26 protein-coding genes are annotated in these 23,180 nt (G+C 42.3%); 21 read left to right on the top strand and 5 right to left on the bottom strand.

Annotated elements, in window-relative coordinates:
* The first annotated feature begins 7 nt into the window (after positions 1-7).
* The 12 genes from folP (at position 8) to rpsT (ending at position 10,894) form a co-directional block, all read left to right on the top strand.
* Positions 8-829, top strand: coding sequence for a dihydropteroate synthase (gene folP / locus IX53_RS09780; RefSeq protein ID WP_047755204.1), 822 nt, complete (start codon positions 8-10; stop codon positions 827-829).
* Positions 830-862: 33 nt separating this feature from the next.
* Positions 863-2,191 carry a carbohydrate ABC transporter permease gene (locus IX53_RS09785; RefSeq protein WP_047755205.1) on the top strand — a complete coding sequence of 443 codons (1,329 nt, stop codon included), beginning with the start codon at positions 863-865 and terminating at the stop codon, positions 2,189-2,191.
* A 9-nt stretch (positions 2,192-2,200) separates the two neighbouring features.
* A complete protein-coding gene (locus IX53_RS09790; RefSeq protein WP_047755206.1) occupies positions 2,201-4,618 on the top strand; it encodes a carbohydrate ABC transporter permease in 2,418 nt (805 codons plus the stop codon).
* Entirely contained in the window at positions 4,618-4,845 is a 228-nt protein-coding gene (locus IX53_RS09795) for a hypothetical protein (RefSeq protein WP_047755207.1), read from the top strand. The genes IX53_RS09790 and IX53_RS09795 overlap by 1 nt, the downstream gene beginning before the upstream one ends.
* Entirely contained in the window at positions 4,842-5,636 is a 795-nt protein-coding gene (locus IX53_RS09800; protein WP_047755208.1) for a class I SAM-dependent methyltransferase, read from the top strand. Before IX53_RS09795 ends, IX53_RS09800 begins: the two co-directional genes overlap by 4 nt.
* Positions 5,633-6,559, top strand: a complete 927-nt coding sequence (gene miaA / locus IX53_RS09805) for a tRNA (adenosine(37)-N6)-dimethylallyltransferase MiaA (RefSeq protein ID WP_047755209.1) — start codon at positions 5,633-5,635, stop codon at positions 6,557-6,559. Before IX53_RS09800 ends, miaA begins: the two co-directional genes overlap by 4 nt.
* On the top strand, positions 6,552-6,794 hold the full coding sequence (gene hfq / locus IX53_RS09810; RefSeq protein ID WP_047755210.1) for an RNA chaperone Hfq: 243 nt from the start codon (positions 6,552-6,554) through the stop codon (positions 6,792-6,794). The genes miaA and hfq overlap by 8 nt, the downstream gene beginning before the upstream one ends.
* A 66-nt stretch (positions 6,795-6,860) precedes the next feature.
* Entirely contained in the window at positions 6,861-8,048 is a 1,188-nt protein-coding gene (gene hflX / locus IX53_RS09815; RefSeq protein ID WP_245612791.1) for a GTPase HflX, read from the top strand.
* Positions 8,045-9,049, top strand: coding sequence for a M23 family metallopeptidase (locus tag IX53_RS09820; protein WP_047755212.1), 1,005 nt, complete (start codon positions 8,045-8,047; stop codon positions 9,047-9,049). The genes hflX and IX53_RS09820 overlap by 4 nt, the downstream gene beginning before the upstream one ends.
* A gap of 5 nt (positions 9,050-9,054) precedes the next feature.
* On the top strand, positions 9,055-9,372 hold the full coding sequence (locus IX53_RS09825; RefSeq protein ID WP_053001318.1) for a hypothetical protein: 318 nt from the start codon (positions 9,055-9,057) through the stop codon (positions 9,370-9,372).
* 23 nt (positions 9,373-9,395) lie between these two features.
* Complete coding sequence (metK, locus tag IX53_RS09830; protein ID WP_047755214.1) at positions 9,396-10,580, top strand: methionine adenosyltransferase; 1,185 nt, start codon at positions 9,396-9,398, stop codon at positions 10,578-10,580.
* Positions 10,581-10,615: 35 nt separating this feature from the next.
* Complete coding sequence (gene rpsT / locus IX53_RS09835; protein WP_047755215.1) at positions 10,616-10,894, top strand: 30S ribosomal protein S20; 279 nt, start codon at positions 10,616-10,618, stop codon at positions 10,892-10,894.
* Between the two features lie 45 nt (positions 10,895-10,939).
* Here the strand turns inward: rpsT and IX53_RS09840 are convergent, their stop codons facing one another.
* On the bottom strand, positions 10,940-12,082 hold the full coding sequence (locus tag IX53_RS09840) for an ABC transporter ATP-binding protein (protein WP_047755216.1): 1,143 nt from the start codon (positions 12,080-12,082) through the stop codon (positions 10,940-10,942).
* 18 nt (positions 12,083-12,100) lie between these two features.
* Positions 12,101-12,364: a type II toxin-antitoxin system Phd/YefM family antitoxin gene (locus tag IX53_RS09845; RefSeq protein WP_047755217.1), complete on the bottom strand. Its 264-nt coding sequence runs from the start codon at positions 12,362-12,364 to the stop codon at positions 12,101-12,103.
* Positions 12,365-12,445: 81 nt separating this feature from the next.
* On the opposite strand from IX53_RS09845, the gene IX53_RS09850 reads away from it, so the two are divergent.
* Both IX53_RS09850 and IX53_RS09855 read left to right on the top strand, forming a co-directional pair.
* Positions 12,446-12,886 carry an RnfABCDGE type electron transport complex subunit D gene (locus IX53_RS09850; RefSeq protein ID WP_053001294.1) on the top strand — a complete coding sequence of 147 codons (441 nt, stop codon included), beginning with the start codon at positions 12,446-12,448 and terminating at the stop codon, positions 12,884-12,886.
* A 220-nt stretch (positions 12,887-13,106) separates the two neighbouring features.
* On the top strand, positions 13,107-13,379 hold the full coding sequence (locus IX53_RS09855; protein ID WP_047755218.1) for an HU family DNA-binding protein: 273 nt from the start codon (positions 13,107-13,109) through the stop codon (positions 13,377-13,379).
* Between the two features lie 26 nt (positions 13,380-13,405).
* Here IX53_RS09855 and uvrC read toward each other — a convergent pair whose 3' ends face one another.
* From uvrC to IX53_RS09870, 3 genes are read right to left on the bottom strand one after another with little or no spacing between them, the layout of a single operon-like run.
* The gene (uvrC, locus tag IX53_RS09860; protein WP_047755219.1) at positions 13,406-15,124 is read right to left on the bottom strand and encodes an excinuclease ABC subunit UvrC; all 1,719 of its coding nucleotides are present in this window, start codon (positions 15,122-15,124) and stop codon (positions 13,406-13,408) included.
* Positions 15,096-15,650, bottom strand: a complete 555-nt coding sequence (locus tag IX53_RS09865; RefSeq protein WP_047755220.1) for a DUF501 domain-containing protein — start codon at positions 15,648-15,650, stop codon at positions 15,096-15,098. Before IX53_RS09865 ends, uvrC begins: the two co-directional genes overlap by 29 nt.
* Positions 15,620-16,435, bottom strand: coding sequence for a 50S ribosomal protein L11 methyltransferase (locus tag IX53_RS09870; protein WP_047755607.1), 816 nt, complete (start codon positions 16,433-16,435; stop codon positions 15,620-15,622). Before IX53_RS09870 ends, IX53_RS09865 begins: the two co-directional genes overlap by 31 nt.
* A 76-nt stretch (positions 16,436-16,511) precedes the next feature.
* Here IX53_RS09870 and gatA point away from each other — a divergent pair, with 76 nt between their 5' ends.
* The 7 genes from gatA to IX53_RS09905 are packed head-to-tail and all read left to right on the top strand — an operon-like array spanning position 16,512 to position 23,180.
* Positions 16,512-17,990 (top strand): Asp-tRNA(Asn)/Glu-tRNA(Gln) amidotransferase subunit GatA, encoded by a 1,479-nt coding sequence (gene gatA, locus IX53_RS09875; protein ID WP_047755221.1) that lies wholly within the window; start codon positions 16,512-16,514, stop codon positions 17,988-17,990.
* Positions 17,983-19,428, top strand: a complete 1,446-nt coding sequence (gene gatB / locus IX53_RS09880; protein WP_047755222.1) for an Asp-tRNA(Asn)/Glu-tRNA(Gln) amidotransferase subunit GatB — start codon at positions 17,983-17,985, stop codon at positions 19,426-19,428. The genes gatA and gatB overlap by 8 nt, the downstream gene beginning before the upstream one ends.
* Positions 19,425-20,249 (top strand): hypothetical protein, encoded by an 825-nt coding sequence (locus IX53_RS09885; protein WP_047755223.1) that lies wholly within the window; start codon positions 19,425-19,427, stop codon positions 20,247-20,249. The genes gatB and IX53_RS09885 overlap by 4 nt, the downstream gene beginning before the upstream one ends.
* Positions 20,249-21,397, top strand: coding sequence for a radical SAM family heme chaperone HemW (gene hemW / locus IX53_RS09890; RefSeq protein WP_047755224.1), 1,149 nt, complete (start codon positions 20,249-20,251; stop codon positions 21,395-21,397). The genes IX53_RS09885 and hemW overlap by 1 nt, the downstream gene beginning before the upstream one ends.
* Positions 21,381-21,839, top strand: coding sequence for a ferritin-like domain-containing protein (locus tag IX53_RS09895; protein WP_047755225.1), 459 nt, complete (start codon positions 21,381-21,383; stop codon positions 21,837-21,839). The genes hemW and IX53_RS09895 overlap by 17 nt, the downstream gene beginning before the upstream one ends.
* Complete coding sequence (locus tag IX53_RS09900; RefSeq protein WP_047755608.1) at positions 21,839-22,366, top strand: deoxycytidylate deaminase; 528 nt, start codon at positions 21,839-21,841, stop codon at positions 22,364-22,366. The genes IX53_RS09895 and IX53_RS09900 overlap by 1 nt, the downstream gene beginning before the upstream one ends.
* On the top strand, positions 22,353-23,180 hold the full coding sequence (locus IX53_RS09905) for a 2-oxoacid:ferredoxin oxidoreductase subunit beta (RefSeq protein WP_047755226.1): 828 nt from the start codon (positions 22,353-22,355) through the stop codon (positions 23,178-23,180). The genes IX53_RS09900 and IX53_RS09905 overlap by 14 nt, the downstream gene beginning before the upstream one ends.

The raw sequence follows: 23,180 nt of genomic DNA on the forward strand, positions 1-23,180 counted from the left end.
TGATATTATGAAGCTTCTTGCTAGAGGAAGAGTACTTGAAAGAGAAGTTGCTGTAATGGGGATAGTTAATGTAACGCCCGATTCTTTTTTCGCTGGTAGTCGTGCCTCGAAGGTTGATGAAGCCATTGATCGAGCCCTTAAAATGTATGCTGCAGGGGCGGATATAGTCGATATTGGTGGTGAGTCCTCAAGACCCGGAGCTGACCCTGTTCCGGTCGAAGAAGAGATTGCCAGAGTAGTACCGGTTATTGTTGAACTCAAGAGAAAGGAACCAGAACTTTTCATTTCTGTCGATACCTACCATGTAGAAACGGCTGAAGCTTCACTGGAGGCCGGAGCTGATATAATAAATGATATCACGGGTCTTAGGGACAATCGGATGCTTGAGCTGGCTTCTCAATACGGTTCAGCGGTCGTGATCATGCACATGAAAGGTTCTCCAAAGACGATGCAGGACTCTCCATATTATGAAAATGTTGTGGACGAGGTAAATTCTTTTCTGTTAGATAGGGTGAGGACCGCAATAGGGAAGGGTCTGGATCCTCTAAGTATCGTGCTAGACCCGGGGATAGGTTTCGGCAAACGCTTTGAAGACAACATCGAGCTCCTTAAAAGTGTTGATATATTCAAAGCCTCAGGTTTTCCGGTTTTGATCGGGCATTCACGGAAGAGTTTCATTGGAAAGATTCTCGATCTCCCACCTGAGGGACGTCTCGAAGGAACTCTTGCGGTCACAGCTTTTTGTTATCTCAAAGGAGTCGATATTTTAAGGGTTCATGATGTGGAAGAAAACGTTCGTCTGTTAAAAACACTGAAGTGGCTTAAATGAACCTGATATATCTGCTTTCCGGGAGGGTTTAATGTGGCATACACCAAGTACTCCAGGAGATATTGGCGGGAAACCCTGCAAGCTTATTTATTTCTGTTGCCCTCTATTGTTATACTTGGGATTTTCGTTTTCTGGCCGATAGGCTTTTCCCTGGTATTAAGTTTCTTCAAATGGGATTACACCAGCGCTGAAAAGTATTTCATCGGACTGGAGAACTACAAAGAGTTATTCAGAATGTCGTATCCAATCGATCTGAATCTTTTCTATGCCCTGTTGAACACAGTGGTTTACCTGTTTGGTGCGATGCTTTTTGTCAGGCTAGTTTATTTCATCTCCTCCAGCTTAACAAAATACTCCAAGCCGGACAAGAAATTTCTTCTGCCGTACAGCTCGTTGATAGTTCTTTTTATATTATTTTATATAACGAAATCAGTAAAACCCGGGCTCTCCATTGCGTGGTTAACACTTTCCGTGGCATTCATAGGTTACTTTCTTTTTGTTCTCAAAAAATTTAAAAGTGATAACCATATCACTATGATGCGTTTGAGAAGTTGGACAACGCTTGTGTTATCCATCTTAACGTACATAGCCCTTGCATTTTGGTTAACGCATCCGGGTGATGAACTGATCAGTTACTTCAGGCTTGCCAAGGAAAGTTCAGATTTCCTTAAAGCCATTTACAATACTGTTTATTACGTAATCCTTTCAGTCCCCACTCAGATTGGTCTTGCTTTGGTTATTGCCCTCTTGCTAAACAGGAACATCAAGTTCAAGAACCTTTTCAGAACGGCTTATTTCATTCCATTCGTCACTTCTGTCGTTGCTGTTTCTCTTGTGTGGCAATGGATGTTTAATGATCAGTTTGGTTTGCTGAACTACTTTTTGTCCTGGTTTGAAATAAACAAAATAGCCTGGTTAAAAGAAGAACATTGGACGATCCCGACAATTGCTATCGTCTCTGTCTGGCAACATCTGGGATATACTACGGTCATTTTCCTTGCGGGATTACAGAATATTGATCGCTCGTATTATGAAGCTGCCAATGTTGATGGAGCTAACGCTTGGCAGAAGTTCAAGTACATTACGTGGCCGTTGCTTTCACCAACCACTTTCTTCATCATGATAATCACCATGATCGGTTCTTTCAAGATCTTCTCCCAAATCTTCATTCTCTACCAGGGACTACCTGGACCAGTGAACAAGAGCGGGTTAACACTAGTATATTATGTTTTCCAGAAGTTCTACGACGAGCAAAGGATGGGGGTAGCAAGCGCGGCAGCCTATATGCTCTTTTTGATCATACTTCTGTTGACCTTTATTCAGTTCAGAATAGGTAAAAAACGGGTTCATTATGAGAACTGAGGTGAGAGAATGAAAAACACTTCATCGAAGACTTTAATGCAGGTCTTTATATATTTGTTGGTTATTGGCGGAGCTCTTATGATGTTGCTCCCTTTCGCCTGGATGGTTGATACCTCTTTCAAAGCTTCCAGCGAAGTATCGAGCTGGCCGCCCAAATGGACAACCAAGAACGCCCTTACAAGTGTGGAGTTCAAGACAAAGATACGATATCAATCCAGCGGAACTGGTATAGATCTCTCTTCCCTCAGTCTTGAAGAATTCAAGAACTTTGCTTCACTCGTTGGTAATAAAGCTGGTGAAGACACCCTTATTGTAATGCTGGACGATGATTTCATACGAAGAGGCAAGATCACCCTTGGACTATTGAATGAGAGCGGAGAGCCCGCTGATTTCGCAAAGGAGATTGACTCCGGCGAATTCAAACGCCTTTCGAATACCGTGGAATCCCATCTTGCAAACTATCCATCGAGCTATGCTAAGAAGCTGGAAGCGATCCCTCATGATGATGTGGCTGGCTTTTTCGACGGGTTCTTGAACATTGCGGAATTCAGTGATGATGGTTTCGCGAGAAGAGTTGTTATGATAACAGCTCTGCAATCCTCTGCGCAGGTAACAACGAAGAAGGGAAAGATCCTAATCACCTCTTCTTTCAAAATTCTCCCCACCGATTCTGAGAATACGAAAGAACTGAAGGAAGGTATCATAAACAGAGCACTGGAAATCTTTCAGCCAGTGGAGGAAGAACTTACTAGGTTCGCAACTGAACTTTCTGCTTACCGTACAGGGGAAAAGAGGATTCCTTCGATTGAAGAAGTTCTAGAAATCACTGCCAGAATCGAATCGCTCATAAAAGCCTTTGATGATAAGAAGACCGAAATGATAAAGACGCTAAGTGAGATGGTTCCCGACAAGGACAGGTTCCTTCAGATGATGTTGCAACGCTTCTCTGCTAACATCGGCAAAACAATGGACGAGCTGAAGCAGTGGAAGGAATTACTTAGTGATTACGTTGAAGTTAAGAAGTTCTATATAAATGCTCAAAAGAGCATATTACCAGATGCCTACATCGTGGGGAAAATCAGAACGGATGCCGAAGTCCACACTCTTCTCATGGAAGCTATCGATAACTGGAATATTCCGATTGAGATAAAGACATATCTGAAATCAAGGATCACCGAAAAGAATGTAAGGGATGCGTTGAGAATATTGATTTCATATCTTGATAGCAATTTTAAAGCTGATTTGAGGAAATACTTCGGCGAATCCACTAATGAGGTTTTTGATAAGATAACAGAAGCGATAAATCTCATAAAGACTGCTACTATTATCGCGACAGACGAAAGTTTCACCGAATCCGTGAACAGTTTCATGAATAGTGATTTCAACTATCAGGATTTAAAGGAAATAATGAGAACAGCGGGAAGTAAGAGCGGTCAGAGTGCCCTTTTCAATGCAGTTCTAGCTTATCTTGACAGATACGCCGGGCGGATAGAGGAGAACGTATTCTCTTCACTGATTAAAAGAAGATGGGTTGAAACCGGTTGGATTGGGGCTTTTTCAAGGATGCATTCGGATATTTTCAGTGAACTCGACTTGCTTGAAAAGCCCCCGCAAGTGTCGAAGGTCTTCTACCGGGGAAGAATGACGAAATCCGGAAGCAAGTCTTTTGAAATAAAGTTCAACGATATTTCTGCTGTTTGGTTTAAAGATGATATGGTCTATGGCAGGGCGGAGTTCAACTTTATGGAGTCATTCGCCAACTTCTGGCAAAATTACGTGGATGCCTGGAATGCAGCTCCTTTTGGACGTTATTATTTAAACACGGTCTTCGTCGCAATAATGACAACGTTCCTCGAGATAATATTTGCTGCAATGGCTGCCTTTGCTTTTGCTAAGATGGAGTTCTTCGGTAAAAACTTCATGTTTACACTCTTTCTGGCAACCATGATGGTTCCGGGTGAAGTCCTGTTGGTACCGAATTTCATCACGCTTACTGTTTTTGGCTGGATCGATACGTACTATGCACTCATCGTGCCATGGGTCGTAAGCGTTTTCGCCATTTTCCTTCTAAGGCAACACTTTATGACAATTCCCGATGAACTTTACGATGCTGCCAAAATCGACGGGCTATCAAAGTGGAGCTTCCTTTGGAAGATTATGGTGCCTCTCTCAAAACCGGCTGTGATCACGGGTGCTTTACTAAAATTTGTCGGAAGCTGGAACTCCTTCCTTTGGGTTCTTATCGTTACTAAAAGCCCCGAATACAGGACTTTACCTGTGGGGCTTCAGAACTTTAGTAGCGCTACGGGAACCGAATACAACCTGCTTATGGCAGCAGCTACTTTCTCAATCGTGCCGGTCGTAATGTTATTCCTCTTCACCCAGAAATACTTTATCGCTGGAATAGCGAGGAGTGGCTTGAAATAATGACCAGGAAAAGGCAAGGGCATTTAATATTCTTCATTTTTACAGTCTTTTTCCTTGTTGTTCTAGCAATCACGAACTACAGGGCGTACACTAATTATAAAAAGGCGGAAGAACGCCTGAAAGAAGTCGAAAAACGTTATGAAGAACTTTCGAAAAAGCTCGAGACCCGTCAACAGGAACTGGAAACGCTTCAGAAACTATTGGAGACATATCGGGAGGAAAAATGAAGTACATAGTCACTACGTCACATAAACCCTCAGCGGAGCTTATAGCGAGAGCGAATAAACTGGCTGAAGAATATGGAGTGCCTTACATTTCAAGGCGCAAGTTAGTGGAACAGCTCAAAGAAGGTAAGCTGGATATTGACTTTTATTACGTGCTTGACAGAAACGAACAGCTGTGTATCATTTATGACGAACATAAATTCTTTTTTCACCCGTCGATGGCTAAGTTGCGACTGAAGAATTATCGCGAAGGGCAACGTGACCATCTGATTGAAAATTTGAAACTCGAGGGAAACGAAGAGATACTTGACACAACATTTGGACTTGGTAGTGAAGCCTTGCTGATGGCTTACTTTTTGGAGACTGGAAGAATTGTAGGGCTTGAAGCTTCTCTTCATGTGTATAGAGTAGTAAATCACGGGCTGAAACACTATCCCTTTCAGTATCAATGGATGCGAGATGCCGTTTCGAAAATAACACTACTTAATCAGGATCTCAGGAATTTTCTCAGGAATTGCGCTGACGAAGCTTTCGACATCATTTATTGTGATCCAATGTTCGAAGTGCCCCAGTACAGTTCGAGCTCTCTCAATCCATTGAGACCATTCGCTATTTACGATCCTATCACTTTGCATGATGTCCGGGAAATGATCAGAGTTGCAAAGAAGAGAGTAGTGTTGAAATCGAGGGTCACCGACACCCTCTTCGAGGAACTTGAAAAGCATATCGAATTCTCGAATATCAGTGGCAGCAAAAGTAGCGGAGTGATATACGGAGTAATCGAAAAGCTATGACAATTCCGATGATCCTTGGCCCCACGGCAGTGGGAAAAACAGAAATTTTACTAGCATTATCGGAACGCTTACCGATTGAAGTTGTCTCTGTAGATTCCAGACAGATCTACAGGTATATGGATATCGGTACTGCGAAGCCCTTAAAAGAAGAGCTGAAGAAAGTTCCACATCATCTGATAAATATCGTCGATCCTGACGAAGAATACAATGCATATAGGTTCAAGGAAGAAGCGAAGAATGCCATAATCAATATCAAAGCCAGGAATAAGATTCCTGTACTGGCCGGTGGCACGGGACTGTACGCTGATGCGTTGTTAAAGGGTTTTGTGAAAGATGTACCGCGAAATGAAACCGTGCGCAATGCCTTGAGGGTCATAGAAGAAGAAACCCCAGGAGCCTTGAGGAAAATCCTTGAAAAAGTTGATCCGAAGGCCAGTGAGAAGATACACCCCAATGACTTGAAGCGGACAATAAGATATCTTGAAGTTTTCTTTACCACGGGTATTACTCTAAGTTCTATTCAGAAAAATACCAATATTTCTAAAGACTACACTGTTATAATATTAGATAGAGACCGTAGTTCTTTGCACAGACGTATAGAAAACCGGGTGGATCAAATGATGAAAGCCGGGCTGCTTGATGAAACGAAAAAATTATTAAAAATGGGCTTTTCCGAAGATCTTAACGCTCTACAGACAATAGGGTACGCTGAGCTGATAGCATATCTAAAAGGTGTTTTCTCCCTTGAAAAAGCGGTGGAACTGATCAAGAGAAATACCAGGCGTTATGCTCGTCGACAGATTATCTGGTTTCGAAGATACAAAAATGCATGCTGGCTGAATCTATCTGAATTTGAATTTAAGGAAGTAGTTGATATAATTAACGAGAAAATTCTTTTTGCTTGGGGGGGTAAAGGTGGCTGAAAAATTCAATCTTCAAGACCGTTTTTTGAACCTTCTTAGGATTAACAGGATTGAAGTAAAGGTGTATCTCGAGGGAGGTTTTCAAACAAAGGGGCTTGTGCGTTCTTTCGACAATTTTACCGTTCTCCTGGAGGATGAACAGGAACAGACTCTTGTGTACAAGCACGCAATCAAAATGCTTGTGCCTACAAAGTATGTTAAACTGACACCTCAACAACAGAAGAGAGGGGAATAGTTAATTAGGAAAGCTATTCTAGCCTGCGTATTTAACAGGCAGGAGCAAGGGGCCAGAAGAGAAGTAATTTCTGAGCTCGAGCGTCTTGCGAATACGGCCGGTTATTGTGTAGTAGATACGCTCATTCAAAATCTCGATTCGCCGAATCCCAGACATTACTTTGGTGCCGGTAAACTCGGGGAACTGAAACATCTGGTTCAGCTTTTTGAACCAGATGTTGTTATTACCCGTCACAATCTCACACCTTCTCAGAGAAAGAATCTTATTCATGAGCTTGGTATTGAGATTGAGGATAGAACTCAACTCATACTGGAAATTTTTGAAAAACATGCCTTCACACGGGAAGGGAAATATGAGGTTGAATTGGCCCGTCTCAGGTATGAAATGCCTTTTTTCAAAGGAAAAGGCGTTGAACTGTCAAATCCTGGAGGTGGTATAGGAACAAGAGGCCCCGGAGAGAAGAAGTTGGAACTCGACAGGAGGAAAGCTTTGCAGAGAATAGCTTTTCTGAAGAAAGAATTGGAAAAGCTGGGACTTGAAAGAAAGATTATGAGGAAAAGACGCCAGAAAGCGGGTATTCCCCTTATAGCTTTGGTTGGTTATACAAACGCAGGCAAATCATCACTTCTGAATGTTCTCTGTGATGCCGGGGCTTTGGTTGAAGACAAACTATTCTCCACCCTCGACACAAGAATCAGAAAGAGCAAGTTGCCCAGTGGAAGAGAGGTTCTTTTCATTGATACCGTGGGGTTTATAAGAGAATTGCCACACCAGTTGCTGGAATCTTTCAAGTCTACCCTTGAAGAGATCAACTTTGCGGATCTGCTTTTGATTGTGATGGATGCTTCTGAGACAAATGAAGAAGGCAAGCTAACAGTTATAGAAGAAACTCTGAAAAAAATCGGTGCTGAGGACGTCCCAAGATTGCTGGTGCTGAATAAGGTCGATAGATGCACGAATGAACGAATCCAAATGCTCGAGAAGAAATTTCCTGAAGCGGTCTTTGTGAGTGCCCTCAAGGGCTTTAATCTCGATGAACTCAAATGCAATATAGACAGAATATTTAACCTCATGCGCAAAAAGTATATCTTACGAGTACCATTCGCAGAGTATGAAGCTATTATGAAAGTCAGAGAAAAACTGGAAATCCTTTCAGAAAAGTATGAAAGTGATTTGATTGAAATAGAGTATGTAACTGACAGTGCGACAAATAAATGGCTTTTGAACAGGATAAAGGGGGCAGGGAAAAGATGAAGAGATTTTTAGTGATGCTTATCGTTACATTGTCTATTATAGCCCTTGGTGAAACCTATCTGAGAAGCCCTCTCCGGATACCTCTGGAGATTACCGGTTACTTTGGAGAGTACCGTCAGTACAGATCCCAAGACAACCCCGCCCATTTTCACAAAGGAATGGATCTTTCTACGGGTGGGAAAACTGGTTTTGAAATTCTTTCGCCTGCAGACAGTTATGTTGACTCGCTTGTGCTCAACGATCCCGTCTACGGAACCAAATTAACACTGGTTCTTCCTGAAGTGAGGGATTTTTACAACAACGAAAATGGTATTAAGATAATCTTTGCCCACCTTGAAAGCGTTGGTGATTTGACCACAGAATCGGGAAGAAAGTTAAATCTGATTTATAGAAGGCTTATGAAGGAATTCAATGATGGATATGTAGAGGCTCGTTTCCATCCAGGCGAAATATCGTTCGAAATGGGAGATACTGTAGCTTATAGTGGTGATTCTGGCGGTGTACCACCTCATCTGCATATGGAGATAAGAGACCTCTCTGAAAAGGTGTTGCTAAATCCCGGTCTCTATTTCAACTTTCCCAGAAAAGGCACCGAGATTCAGATACTTGGGCTCAGAGCGGGTGGAAAAGAATATATGTTCGATAGTGAAACAGTGGTGATAACGCCTTATTCTCCTCTCGCCATTAGGAGTCGGGTATTAGTAAGGCACTACATAAGTCCGAAGAAGATCTCTCTGTATATAGGAGAAAAACTTGTCTATCAGATAGATTTTGAGAACTATTTCTTTATTGATGAGGTGGATAAAGTGGATGAAGTATATACAAATTCCACATCTTCCGATTACTGGTTCAAATTGAAAGATGGGGAAGCCCTTTCCATCATTGCTGTAAATAACTGGAAAAGTGTAGATCTTTCGTCACCGAAAACTGCGAAGGTAGTTGTCGAAGATCACTGGGGCAATGTCTCTGAGAAGACTTTCACCATTGTTATGCGGAGGTGATAGTGTTGTTCTTCAAAAAGAAGAGAAAGGACATAACGAAGAGTCCATTTTATGATAAAGGCGATACACTGGTTGTCCATTTTAGATGTTCGAAGTGTGGAGAGATCTTCAGGAGTCATTTAAGAAAATTCTATGACATAAGTGTTAACTATGGAAGTGGTAAGGCGGCTTATAAATTAGATAAAGAATTTATTGGAAGCAAATGTCAAAACAAGATACAAATTTACGCTGAATTTACAAGAAGCTTCAAAGCCTTATCTTTTGATATAATAGGTGGGAATTTCATATCCGAAGAAGAATACAATGTGGATAAAACAAAATAAACATTATCAAAGGAGGCACGCTGATGAAAAAATGGCTGTTCACCAGTGAAAGTGTTACGGAAGGTCACCCTGATAAAGTTGCTGATCAGATTTCTGATGCGATTCTTGATGCTATGCTTGAGCAGGATCCAACCTCAAGAGTAGCCATTGAAACACTCGTAGCAACAGGTGTGGCTGTAATTGCCGGTGAGGTCAGTACCAGAGCTTATGTAGATATCCCGCAGGTTGTGAGGGATACGATACTCGACATAGGCTATACGAGAGCAAAATATGGTTTCGATGGTGAAACCTGTGCGGTTCTCAGCAGCATCGATGAACAGTCTCCTGATATAGCGCTCGGAGTTAATAAATCTCTTGAAGCCAAGAACGATGGTAAAGATAGATACGACGAAATCGGAGCCGGGGATCAGGGAATGATGTTTGGGTACGCCACAAACGAGACTGAGGAAATGATGCCTCTTCCAATAGTTCTCGCTCATAAGCTTGCCCGTAGACTCGCTGAAGTGAGAAAAGAAAAGATCGTAAATGGATTCCGGCCTGATGGAAAGACCCAGGTAACGGTTCTTTACGAGGATGGAAAACCCATTGGAGTTACAACCGTTGTTGTGTCAACTCAACACGATCCCACAATGAGTAACGAAGAGATCAGGGAAGCTGTCGTGGAATATGTCATAAAGCCCATCATTCCTGAAGATCTGATGCATGATGATATGCAGATCTTTGTTAATCCCACTGGAAGATTTGTGAAAGGTGGACCTGCCGCTGATACGGGACTTACCGGTAGAAAAATCATTGTTGATACGTATGGAGGCTGGATTCCACACGGTGGAGGAGCTTTTAGCGGTAAAGATCCGACAAAAGTCGATAGATCGGCGCATTACATGGCAAGATACGCTGCGAAAAACATTGTAGCCGCGGGGCTTGCGGACAGAATTACACTTCAGCTCGCTTATGCCATTGGTGTAGCCCATCCTGTTTCTTTCATGATCGACGCTCATGGAACTGAGAAAGTAGATCTCGATAGACTTTCTGAAGTCGTTCAAAAAGTCTTTGACTTCAGACCTGCGGCTATCATAGACAAACTCGACCTGAGGAGACCTATATACAAACAAACAGCCGCTTACGGGCACTTTGGACGTACAGACATCGACCTGCCGTGGGAGAGAACGGATATGGTCGACGAACTGAAGAAAGCTTTCAATCTTTAAAATAGACAGATAGAATATAGGAAGGAGGAAAGAACGTGCCGAATATCAAATCTGCTGAAAAGCGCGTAAGACAGATGAAAGTCAGGAGACTGAGGAACAAGAGCGTTAAAACGAGGTTCAGAAACGTTACAAAAGAGCTCCTTACTGCCATAGAAACCAAAGAATCCCCGGAAAAGATCAAAGAATTGCTCAGTCTGTCCTATTCTGTTCTCGATCGCGCTGCTAAAAAAGGTGTCATCCACAAAAAGCAAGCCTCAAGAAGGAAGGCAAGGCTTACAACTAGAGTGAAGAAATATCTTGAGAGTCTTAGCTAATAAATAAAAAAGCGGGGATATGATCCCCGCTTTTTTATTGAAAGGTCACTTCGATTCAACTTTTTCCTCTGAAGAGTGCATACCCACCAGTACATTCTTTTCGGTTTCAATATCGAATACGTGAACCATGCTCATGTCAAAAACAAGGTCGATTGTGTCACCGGCTTGTGCTCTTGTCTTCGGATCAACCTTAGCAATGATATCATCACCGCTGATGGTGGCATGAATCAGTGTTTCGCTTCCCAGTGGTTCAACGACATCGACTTTTCCTTTCGCGACGAATTCGTCACGGGGACTCACAGCAAACATCTTGTCATAAATATTCTCAGGTCTGATTCCAAAAATGACGTCCTTACCAACATAGGGCTTAAGCTTTTCATAGTATTTTTCGGGAATAAGAAGTTTCATGCCTTCTTTATGTATCCAGAGCTTTCCGTCTTCTTGAGAAACCTTAGCGCTTATAAAGTTCATAGATGGTGTTCCAATGAACCCAGCGACGAATTTGTTTACCGGTTCGAAGTACACAGAATAAGGATCACCAATCTGATGAATGACGCCGTCTTTCATGATAACGATCTTATCCGCCATCGTCATGGCCTCAACCTGGTCATGAGTAACGTAGATGATCGTGGCCTGCAGATTCTTGTGTAACCTCTTTAGCTCAGCCCTCATCTGTGTTCTGAGCTTTGCGTCGAGGTTAGAAAGTGGTTCGTCAAAGAGAAAGACTTTGGGATCTCTTACTATTGCCCTTCCGACCGCAACCCTCTGTCTCTGACCACCGGAAAGTTGTTTCGGCTTTCTGTCAAGAAGGTTCTCGATTCCGAGAATTTTTGCAGCTTCTTTCACTCTTTTATCGATCTCAGGTTTTGGTATCTTTCTCAGCTTTAAACCAAAAGCCATGTTCTCGTAAACGGTCATATGTGGGTAAAGAGCGTAATTCTGGAAAACCATTGCTATGTCTCTGTCTTTTGGTTCAACGTCATTGACAACCTTACCGCCAATAGTTATCGTACCTTCAGTGATCTCTTCTAGGCCAGCGATCATTCTCAGTGTCGTGGTCTTCCCACAACCAGATGGCCCGAGTAGAACCACGAATTCTTTGTCTTTAACCTCAAGATTGGCTCCATGAACAGCTTTAAAACCGTTCGGATAAACTTTTACTACATCTTTGAGGGTAACCTCTGCCATTCCTTACACCTCCAGAAATCAGTCTTCAGAAGTATCTTCAAGAATATCTTCCGCTTCCATACCGAACGCTTTCTCTCCGGCATCCATAAGATAGAGTTCATATGCAGTAGAGAGGAAGTTTAACATTTTTGTGTACTTTTCATAAGAGATTAAAACGGCTCTAGGAACGCCATTTTTTGTTATAATTACATCGTGTTTACCATTGGCAGCGGTATCAACGGCTTCAGAAAAATGAGCTTTTGTATCAGCGAGTGATTTAAAAACCAGCTTTTCGAGTCTCACAAGGATAACCACCTCATTCAATGTTACCCCATTATACATCATGACTATAATTATAGTCAAGTTCAAAAATGGGGGGACAATGTGGGAACCAAACTCTTTCAGAAACAACCGATAATGTGTAAAGTCATATATGCATTACTTCCTATTCTGATATACTCGATCGGCGCTTTCGGGTTCCGAATTCTATTCCTGACAATAACCTCTGTTGCCTCCACTTCGTTTTTTGAATATGTGTTTGAAAGAAAAAAGAAGAAAAAGCCGATAAGCGAAGCGGCGATTGTTACCGGTATGCTTTTCGCTCTTATTCTTCCGTCCACAATACCTTTTTGGATAGTTATCTTCGGAAGTGCTTTCGGAATAATCTTTGCTAAAGAGGCCTTTGGAGGGTTTGGTAGAAACGTATTCAATCCAGCTATGGTAGGTAGGACTTTTTTATGTCAGCTTTCCTACTGTAATGACCATGGACTGGATAAAACCTGTAAACTTCTGGGGACAAGGATTTTTGAAGAGTTCTCGAATTGATCTGATCTTTGCGGAAAATTAACATAGTCCTTTGTGAGAGTACGATAGAGCCATAACATTCTGTGATCGGCTATTATAGAGGTTTTTAGCTGATTGAAAATTCACTGCTCGGCGGTAACTATTATATAATAGGAACTTCCGAGCTCCATAAGTTGCATCAACGGGCCAATAAATGCTAAAATATGTCTGACATCACATTTCAGGTATAGGGGGTGTTTTTGTGAACAAGAAAGAACTCGTCGCGGAAATCGCTGGAAGAACCGGTATAACCAAGAAATTGGCTGCAGAGGTTCTTGACAGCTTTGTCGCAATTGTTGGCGAAAAACTCGCTAAGGGTGAAGAAGTTAAGCTCGTTGGCTTTGGTACTTTTGAAGTCGCAGAGAGAAAACCCAGAAAGGGCGTCAACCCCAGAACCAAGGAAGCTATCGAGATACCCGGTGGAAAAGTACCCAAGTTCAGAGCCGGCAAAGAACTCAAGGAAAAGGTTAAGTGAGACTTTTTTCGAGAAAAATGGCGGGGTTACCCGCCATTTTCTTTTGCCCACTGAAGAATTTCGAAAACGACTCTCCTATTTTTAATGATTTGCATGAGCTCCTTTTCAGATGCTTTCTTGATTTTTGTAACACTCCCGAAGTGTTGTAATAGCTGCTTTTTTCGTTTTGGACCAATTCCGGGGATTTTGTCGAGTTCAGAACCCAGATACCTACGTTCCCTGATGTAACGGTGATAGTTCACTGCAAAGCGATGGGCCTCGTCTCTTATAGAGAGCAATAATCTCTGCACAGGGTGATCCAGAGGCAATTTGAGTTTTCCCCTTTCATCAGGAAAGACTATCTCTTCCTCCTCTTTGGCGATGCCTATGAGGTCCGTGTCCAATTTAAGCTTCGATAGGGCTTCTGAAACAGCTCTCAATTGTGGCACCCCTCCATCTATGAGTAGTAGGTCCGGGAGAGGGTGCTTGGAATACCTGCGTTTGATAACAGTTGCAAGTGCTTCGAAATCATTGGGAATTTCAAGTTCTCTTATCCTGTATCTTCGATATTTCGATTTCTCAGGTTTTCCAGAATTGAAAACTACTACGGAAGCTACAGTCATGAGTCCCTGGGTGTGCGAAATATCTATCCCCTCTATCAATCTGGGAACTTTTTTCAATCCGAGAAGATTTTTGGTCTGCTTCAGGGAATCTATAGCCCCAATTCTCACCTTAAGTTCCTGTTCGATGTTTTCGAGAGCAATCTTCATGAGCCTAGCCTCAAATTCATTTCTCGGTTTCCCCACATATTCAAAATAAGAACTGATTTGAGAGATTTCATTTCTGTTAAGGGCAAGCACCAGAAGATTTTTCGGAAGCCTCTTCTGTTCAGCAAAATAAAATTGACTTATAAAATCAAAAATTGTTCCGTCTGGGAATTCATATACCAACTTTCCTAAAAGCATACCGCCTCTTATTTCAAGGAGTGTAACGATTCCAGATGACTGCGCTACAACATCAACGCTGAGGTCCTGTGGAACATCCACCGCCTGCCTCGAGTAGAGCCTGTCCATAGAGTCGAGAACATCACGAATTTCCTTTGCCTGTTCAAATTGTAAGTTTTCAGCTAACTTGTACATTCTTTTTTCGAGGGAATTCCTCACTTTGAGTGTATTACCTTCAAGGAATTCGATGAATCCGGAAAGGTTTTTTTGATATTCCTCCATTGATATTTTCCCGATGCATGGGGCGGAACACATTCTCAGGTGATAAAGAAAGCAAGCTTTCTTTATCCTGCTCAGCTCCTGGCTGCAGCTTCTGATCTTGAAAATCCTTTCAAGAAGCTCCAACATCGTTCTTACGAGTCTTGCGCTTGTGTAGGGACCAAAATACGTTCCTGGTTTCTTTCTATCTCTCCTCAACTCCACATAGGGGAATTCATCGTTCGAAATGTATATATAAGGATAAAATCTCGATTCTTTCAAGAGAATATTGTACCGTGGTTTGTGTTTGTGAATCAAATTAGCTTCGAGCAGGAGGGCTTCCCTTTCAGTAGGCACGACGATGAATTCGAGATCAGAAGCTTCTTCAGCTATTTTTTTTGTTTTCTCATCCCTCCATGAAGATTCCCTGAAATAGGACTGAACACGGCGTTTAAGCTTTATTGCCTTACCGATGTAGATTATTTCATTCTTTTTGTTCTTGAAAATGTAGACTCCGCTGGTTTCTGGTAGTGATCTAATCTTTGCCAGCAGTGCGTTTTTCATTATCTCCCTCCAGTGTTTTGCAGAGGACGTTGTCTTCATTGCATTCTTTTATTGAGAGCATTTTCCAGACACTTTCTCCAATTGGGTTCTTAATGCCGCTCAAATAGTTAGCAAGCTGCAGATGAAGACATTTTACCGTTTTTAAATTCTTTATTCCTCCGATACCCCTTCCGAGTAATGCCTCTTTTTGCCAATTTTTCAGGTTGTTTGCTTTGACGAGGGAGGCTTTTAACTCTATTGTTGCCCTATGAGCCTTCAAATACCGTTGAAACAGTTCCTCAGAATTTTGGAGGTTCTCTTCAAACCTCTTTATCCAGCCTTTTTCCTCCAGTCTGGATACTTCTTTACTGAGAAGGGGGCAGGTAAGCCAGAACAATGTGGGGAAAGGTTTACCTTCGGTTATAAGAGATGATTGTATGCATTGAGGATAACCCCAGCGACATTTCTTAACTACTGTAAAATTATTCTTTACTTCACGTCCAAGCTGTTGTTCCACTATCTTTTTCTCAGTACAACGGCTTTCCATTCATTCATTTCCTCCGTTTCTAAAATCTCAAAATCGTTTTCAAGATTTCTGATGAACGAATCATATTTCTGTGATAGAATCCCGGAAAGTATCAAAAGGCCCCCATCTTTCAGGTGAAACACTGTCTCTTTGACAAAACGTTCGAGCAATTCAACGATCATATTGGAAACAATTATGTCGAAATATTCTTCATGCTCAACAGCGCCTAAAAGGTCTGATACCCGGGCATCAATTATTACACCATTTATCGACGCTGTTTCATGACACTTTTTAATTGCCAAAGGATCAATATCCAATGCAACCGCTTTCGCTGCACCCCTCTTCAGAGCCAGCGCGCATAGTATTCCAGTGCCTGCTCCGACATCCAACACACGATCCCCTAGCTTCAGATGCTTTTCCAAAAGAGAAGCAGCAAGTCTAGTTGTTTCGTGCTGGCCTGTTCCAAAAGCCTCACCAGGTACAACCCCTATTATTTCTGCTTTCTTTACGGGAGCGGGGTCTTCAAGTGGAATCACTTTAGTGTGTGGTGTCAGCATGAAAGGTTTGAGACTTTCCTTCCACTTTTTCCACCAGTCCTTTTCTAGCTCTTCACCGCCGTATTCAAAAGGGTAAGCTTTTAAAAACTCAGGAAACTCTTCAGAGGATTCTATATAGACCTTCACCTGCCAGAGGTCTGTGTCCCGTTTTTCCGAGAAATAGTTGAGAAAACCTTTTGACAGGCAGAGTTCCTCAATTTCATTGAGTAATTCTCCATTGGCGTAAAGAGTAAAGTACTTATAGTTCAAAACCATCACCCCGGAGTAATTATATCGCCTCCAATTAAAGAAAGAAATCGCATGCACATGATGTTTTTATTGAGCCATGTTAGAATTAATTGAACTATGGGAGGTGACCTGCTTGAAAGGAGACTTTTTAGAACTCAAAATATCCGATATTTCAAAACTCACTGATGATGAGAAGAAAAGAGTTATTTCTTTCTATCACGAAAGAACCAAGGCTATCAACAAGGAATTGAATGCTTTTCTCGAGATTTCAACTCTCCCGGAAGAACTTTCTTCAGGTCCTCTTTCCGGGGTACCGTACGCTTTGAAAGATAACATACTGGCAAGGGGGACCCGAACTACCTGCGCTAGTAATATATTGAAAAATTACGAATCTCCTTATGATGCGACCGTTACTATACGCCTGAAAAACGCTGGGGCGGTTTTGCTGGGTAAGACCAACCTCGATGAGTTCGCCATGGGTTCATCCACAGAAAATTCTGCATTCGGACCCACGAGGAATCCCTGGGATCTAAACCGGATGCCCGGTGGTAGTAGTGGCGGTAGCGCAGCAGCGGTAGCAGCTGGCATGGTACCTTTTGCCCTTGGTAGTGATACAGGAGGTTCCGTCAGACAACCCGCAGCGTTCTGCGGTGTAGTTGGTTACAAACCCACCTATGGACTTGTTTCGAGGTACGGACTCGTCGCCTTTGCATCTTCACTGGATCAGATAGGACCTATAACGAGATGTACAGAAGATGCGTACACAGTTTTAAGGACAATTGCGGGGAAGGACCCGCAAGACGCTACTACAGTCCATCGCAAGATCGATTTTAGGGAAGACAAGTTACCAGAGATCGATCTCAAAGACATCCGGATTGCTATCCCTGCTGATGCCCTGGAATTCAGCGGACTGGACGAGAGAGTAAAATCTAGATTTCTTGAGTTTGTAGAACGCCTTAAAAGGAAAGGTGCATGGGTATCCTTTGTGGAACTCGGAATTCTTAAATATGTTGTGGCCACCTATTATCTCATAGCTCCAGGTGAAGCCAGCTCAAATCTTTCGAGGTATGACGGGGTGCGATACGGTTCTCGAACGAGAGATGATAATTACGAAACCATGATAAAGCGGAATAGGGACTCCGGATTCGGTGACGAAGTAAAACGCAGAATATTGCTGGGCACTTTCACGTTGAGTTCAGCATATTACGATGCTTATTATCGGAGGGCTTTGAAGATGAGAAAAATGATTTCAGAAAGAATAGAGCAAGTTCTCGATACCCACGACTTCATACTGAATCCTACTGCCCCTGCCCTTCCCGGTAAACTAGGTGAAATCAGTGATCCACTTTCATACTACCTGATGGACATTTACACTATACCCGCTAACCTGACAGGTGGCCCGGCTATTTCTATTCCTATCGACCCGGTTGAAGGACTTCCGGTGGGTATTCAGTTGTTGGGAAAGCGTTTTGCGGATGTTAAACTCCTTTCTACTGCGAAAGTTTTGGAAAGCATTTCAAGTGCATATAATGATAAAGGACTCGTCAAGATTTCTGAGAGGTGGTTACATGTATAGAACAGTAATAGGACTTGAGATTCACGCACAACTTTCGACAAAGACGAAGGCCTTTTGTAGCTGTAGTGCGGATGTTTTTGAGCTGGAAGCCAACACAGCTATATGTCCTGTTTGTACGGGACAACCAGGTGCCCTTCCCGTGTTAAATGAAAGCGTGGTCGAATACGCAGTAAAAGCTGCTCTGGCTCTAAATTGCAAAATAAATCTGAAATCGACTTTTGACAGGAAGAATTACTTCTATCCCGATCTGCCAAAAGGCTATCAAATAACACAGTACTTTACTCCCATAGCTGAAAATGGTTTTTTAAAATTCAAAGTCGATGGAGAAGAAAAGAAGGTCCGGATCAGGAGGATTCACATTGAAGAAGATGCGGGCAAAATGATTCACCAGGGATCAGACTCCATATCCGAGGCCACTGGTAGTCTTGTAAACTTGAACAGGTGTGGAGTGCCATTGATAGAGATCGTTACAGAACCGGATATTTCCTCCCCTAAAGAAGCTAGAATTTTCATGGAACTTTTGAGGGATACACTGCGAGCCCTTGATGTCTGCAGCGGAGACATGGAAAAAGGGGCATTACGTTGTGACGCGAACATTTCTATTGTTGATGAAGAAGCGAAGAAAGCATCGAATCGAGTGGAAGTTAAGAACATTAATTCCTTTAAGTTTGTTGAAAAAGCTCTTGAGTTCGAACGAGAAAGGATTATCAAAGCTCTTGAATCGGGGTCGAATGTTGAAAAAGAAACCAGAACGTGGAATTTTGCAAAACGTGAGACCAGCTCCATGAGATCTAAAGAAGAGGAAAACGATTACAGATACTTTCCGGAGCCTGATTTACCCCCGCTTCGACTCACTAGAAAATACATTGAGATGATTGAAAGAAGTCTTCCCGAGCTTCCTCAGGAAAAGATTGAACGCCTTGTGAGAGAATACGGTATTCCAGAGTATGACGCAACCGTTCTCGCTTCTGATGGTGAGGTAGCACGATTCTTTGAGGATGTGGCGAAAAGGACTGGAAACCCTAAAGAAGCATCTAACTGGATAATGACGGAACTATTGCGAGAAATCAATCAGCGGGGCATCTCATTGAGAGATATGCCTATTAAAGTAGAGCACTTTGTAAGGCTTTTTGAGCTCCTCAAACAGGAAACAATTTCTGTTAAGATTGCCAAAGAATTATTCCCCATAATGGTCGAAACTGGAAAATTTCCTGACCAGCTTGTGAAAGAGCGAGGTATGGAACAGATCAGCGATAAAAATCTCATCGAAGAGATCGTTTTAAAAGCTATGAAGGCCAATCCCAAAGCTGTTCAACAGTACAAAGAAGGTAAAAAAGGAGTCATGGGCTACTTCATTGGAGCTGTGATGAAAGAAACTAAAGGCAAAGCAAATCCTGCTGTGGTTAATGAAGTCGTGAGGAGGCTTCTGGAGACATGAAAAGCAAACTTTCCTTAGTGGCACTGTTGATAATAACAGGTGCCCTTTTATTTGGCAGTACCTATCTGTCAATTGTTGGTGAAAACTGGACGAATGAGGTCGAAATCCCGATATCTGAGCATTTTTCATGGGGAATACAACTGGGGAATGCTTCTCCTCAGCTAGGAGTTATTTATAAAGAAAGCTGGGTGAAGTACTCGACGGGTTTCTTCAAGTTGAAAACCCGAGAAGGGAATTTTAGTGTGAAATTCTATATTGGTGAAAGAATCTCCCTCTCTACCACGTTGATTGAAGGAACTTACACTCCACCAGTATATTCCCAGCAGTTCAATACACTTCAGGTGGATTCTGATGGAAACTACCGTTTATTCTCTTATAATACATACAGAATCCCTTTGGGGAAGTGGAGTCTGGGTCTAAAATTGCTGAATATAAGGGATAACCAGAATAACATCAGATACTTGCAGTCATATCTGTTTATGAAAGACTTCAGCAGAAGTATCAGACTAGGATTCCTGGGAAACACCTTTGCCCTTGGTGTTGATCTGGTTTCCATCGGCTCCCTTGGAGAGCTGGGATATGGCCCCGGTCTTTGCTATGATTTTGACACAGGCAAAATAGGCCTCACAGCTCAATGGAGTTTCCCCCTAAATCTTGAAGGCATGAGTCTTATAGGAGAGACAATGGTTTTCTTTAAAAACGGAGCAGTAGATACTAAAATTAATTTCAGAACCCCGGGAGGGAAAAACGTTTTGCTCTTTGGAGTTGGTTTCAGCAATCTCACGCCAAAGGAAATATTTTTCGAGCTGATGGTAAGGTGATGAAAGCTAGTGTATATGTACATCTTCCGTTCTGCAAGAGATTTTGTCATTACTGTGATTTCGTCAAATTAAAAGAGCATTCTGAGGTTGTTGAGAATTACCAGAAATTGTTGCTCCAAGAATTTGAACTCTGGTTTGATAACAATCCTCCCGTTTACGTGGAGACGCTGTATTTCGGGGGTGGATCCCCTTCATTATATCCTATAAGATATTTACACCAGCTCATCGAAAAGCTGAAATCACTGATCACTTTCTCACCCATTGAGGTCACATTAGAAGCGAACCCATGGGAACTGGAGAAAGATAAAATCGAGACATGGTACGAGCTTGGCATAAATCGTCTCAGTGTTGGAGTTCAAAACGCGTCTAATGAAATATTAAGAAATGTTGGTCGTGTTTCTCCAACAGATTTACTAGAACGTCTCAAAATGGCTAAAAACACTTTCGATATTCTCAATCTGGATTTTATTCTTGGTTTACCTGGCGAAAACGAAGAAACACTTGAAAGAAACATCGCGTTAGTTAAAGAACTACTTCCGCACCATATCTCTTATTATTTCCTCGATACCGACCATGATACTCCTTTGATGAGAGCTGTGAATGGTGGTAAGATTAAGTTGCCAGACGAAGAGATAATAGACAGACTATACGAATCAATGAAAGAAAGACTCTCTTCTCTTGGTTATGATCGTTATGAGATATCCTCCTGGCAAAGGAGTGGAATGACCTGCAAACATAATTTAAATTACTGGAAAAATGGCAACTACATTGGGTTCGGGTTATCAGCAGGAGGTCATTTCAAAAGACTCAGGTATGTCAATACTGCTTCATTGGAGAACTATGAAAAAGCTATCATTGACAATGAATTTCCGAGGGAATACAGTGTATTGAACAACGACTTTCAGGAAGACATAGAAACGTTATTTATGGGCTTGAGGCTCAGCGAAGGTGTTTATTTGAAGACGTTAACGATGGAAGAGCACAAAAAAGCGTTCCTGGTGGAGAAAATGCTTGAAAAACTCGATGACTTTGTAGAATATAACGGCGAACGTATCTATCTTAATGAAACCGGGATGGACAATTCGAGATTTGTTTTCGAAAAAATTCTCGAAATAAAGGAGGAAATGGAAGATGTTTTCGGCGCATGAAATTCTGGACATCGCTTTGAATATTGAAGTAGAAGGTTTCAAGTTCTACAGGGAGATGGCTGATAAAGCAAAAGATGAAAGTACAAGGTCTACTTTTAAGTTTCTTGCGGCTCAGGAAGAAGAGCATATGGTTACTTTCAGAACCCTTTTAAAGAAATTCGAGGATGAAGCACAGGATCTGCTGAACTGGGATGAAGCTACAGAATACCTTAAAACCCTCAGCGAGCACAAAGTCTTTCCGGATGCCAAAACTCTTGAAGAAATGTTCAAAGACAGTACCCCAGAAGAGGTCATAAAATATGCTATAGAAAGGGAGAAAGATACAGTCATCTTTTATTACGAACTTCTGGATATGCTCAGGGATTACGAAGCAAAAGAAGCTGTCAACAAGATCATAAAAGAGGAAAAGAAACACGTTGTGATATTGAGGGAACTGCTTTGATGAGACGGGAAGAGCTTGAAGCCTTTCTCAAAAATTTTAATGCAAAAGAAAAAATCAGAAAGAAAAGTGACTGGGATAGATACTTTATGGTTCTGGCCGATACGGTTAAAGACAGGTCGAGCTGCATTCATCGCAAGGTTGGAGCGGTAATCGTTAAGGAAAACAGAATCCTTGCCACGGGATATAACCAGCCACCATCAGGCTTTCCTCACTGTGATGAAACTACTTGTATTCGCGATGCACTCTCTATTTCATCCGGAGAAAATCAAGAAATCTGTTATGCCGCCCATGCTGAGCAAAACGCGATTGCTCAGGCTGCGAGATTTGGTATTCCAACAGCAGGAGCAACGATTTACGTTACGCATAAACCGTGTTCTATATGTGCGCGAATACTGATAAATGCCGGGATAAAACGCATAGTCTTTGTGAAGGACTATCCCGATCCTTTGTCAGAATTTTTATTAAAAAAATCTGGTGTAGTTCTGGAACAACTCGAGCTTGAAGGAGGTAGTCATGGCGACATCTAGATTGCTAACCTATTTAAGACAAGATAGGATGCCGCACGTCTGGTGTCCCGGTTGTGGTAATGGTGTAATAATGAAAGCCTTCGTCGATGCTATTGACAGATTGTCTCTTGATCCCGGAAGGATTGCCGTTGTGTCTGGTATTGGTTGTTCGTCACGTGTCACTGGTTATTTAAATTTCAACACCATGCATACCTTACATGGAAGGGCAATCGCTTTTGCAACAGGCGTGAAACTCGCCAGACCCGAATTTAAGGTGGTCGTCATGGGTGGGGATGGCGATATCCTTGCCATTGGTGGAAATCACTTTATTCATGCATGCAGAAGGAATATGGATCTCACAGTGATTATCTTTAACAACAGTATCTATGGCATGACTGGTGGTCAGTACTCGCCAACCACTCCGGAAGATACGTATGCATCCACGGCACCTTACGGTAACATCGAAGACCAGTTTGACGCTGTAAAGCTCGCCATTAACTCTGGGGCGACTTATGTGGCAAGGAGTACCGTTTATCATTACGCACAGACCGCGCAGCTTATTCAAAAAGGCCTCGAACACAGAGGAATGTCCGTGATAGAGGTCATGACTAACTGCCATACATACTTTGGAAGGTACAATGGTATGCCCGAGCCCATTCAGATGCTCTCCTATTTTAAGGAAAAGGCTGTTACTGTGAAAAAGGCTGAAAAAATGTCGCCCGAAGAACTGAAAGATAAGATAGTGATAGGAGAATTCCTGAACGTAGAAAAGGAAACGTATAACGAGAAATATGAACAGCTCAAGAAGAAATTAGCGTCCAGCGAGAAGGAGTGA

It is taken from the genome of Kosmotoga pacifica, assembly GCF_001027025.1.
GTDB classification, from domain to species: Bacteria; Thermotogota; Thermotogae; order Petrotogales; family Kosmotogaceae; genus Kosmotoga_B; species Kosmotoga_B pacifica.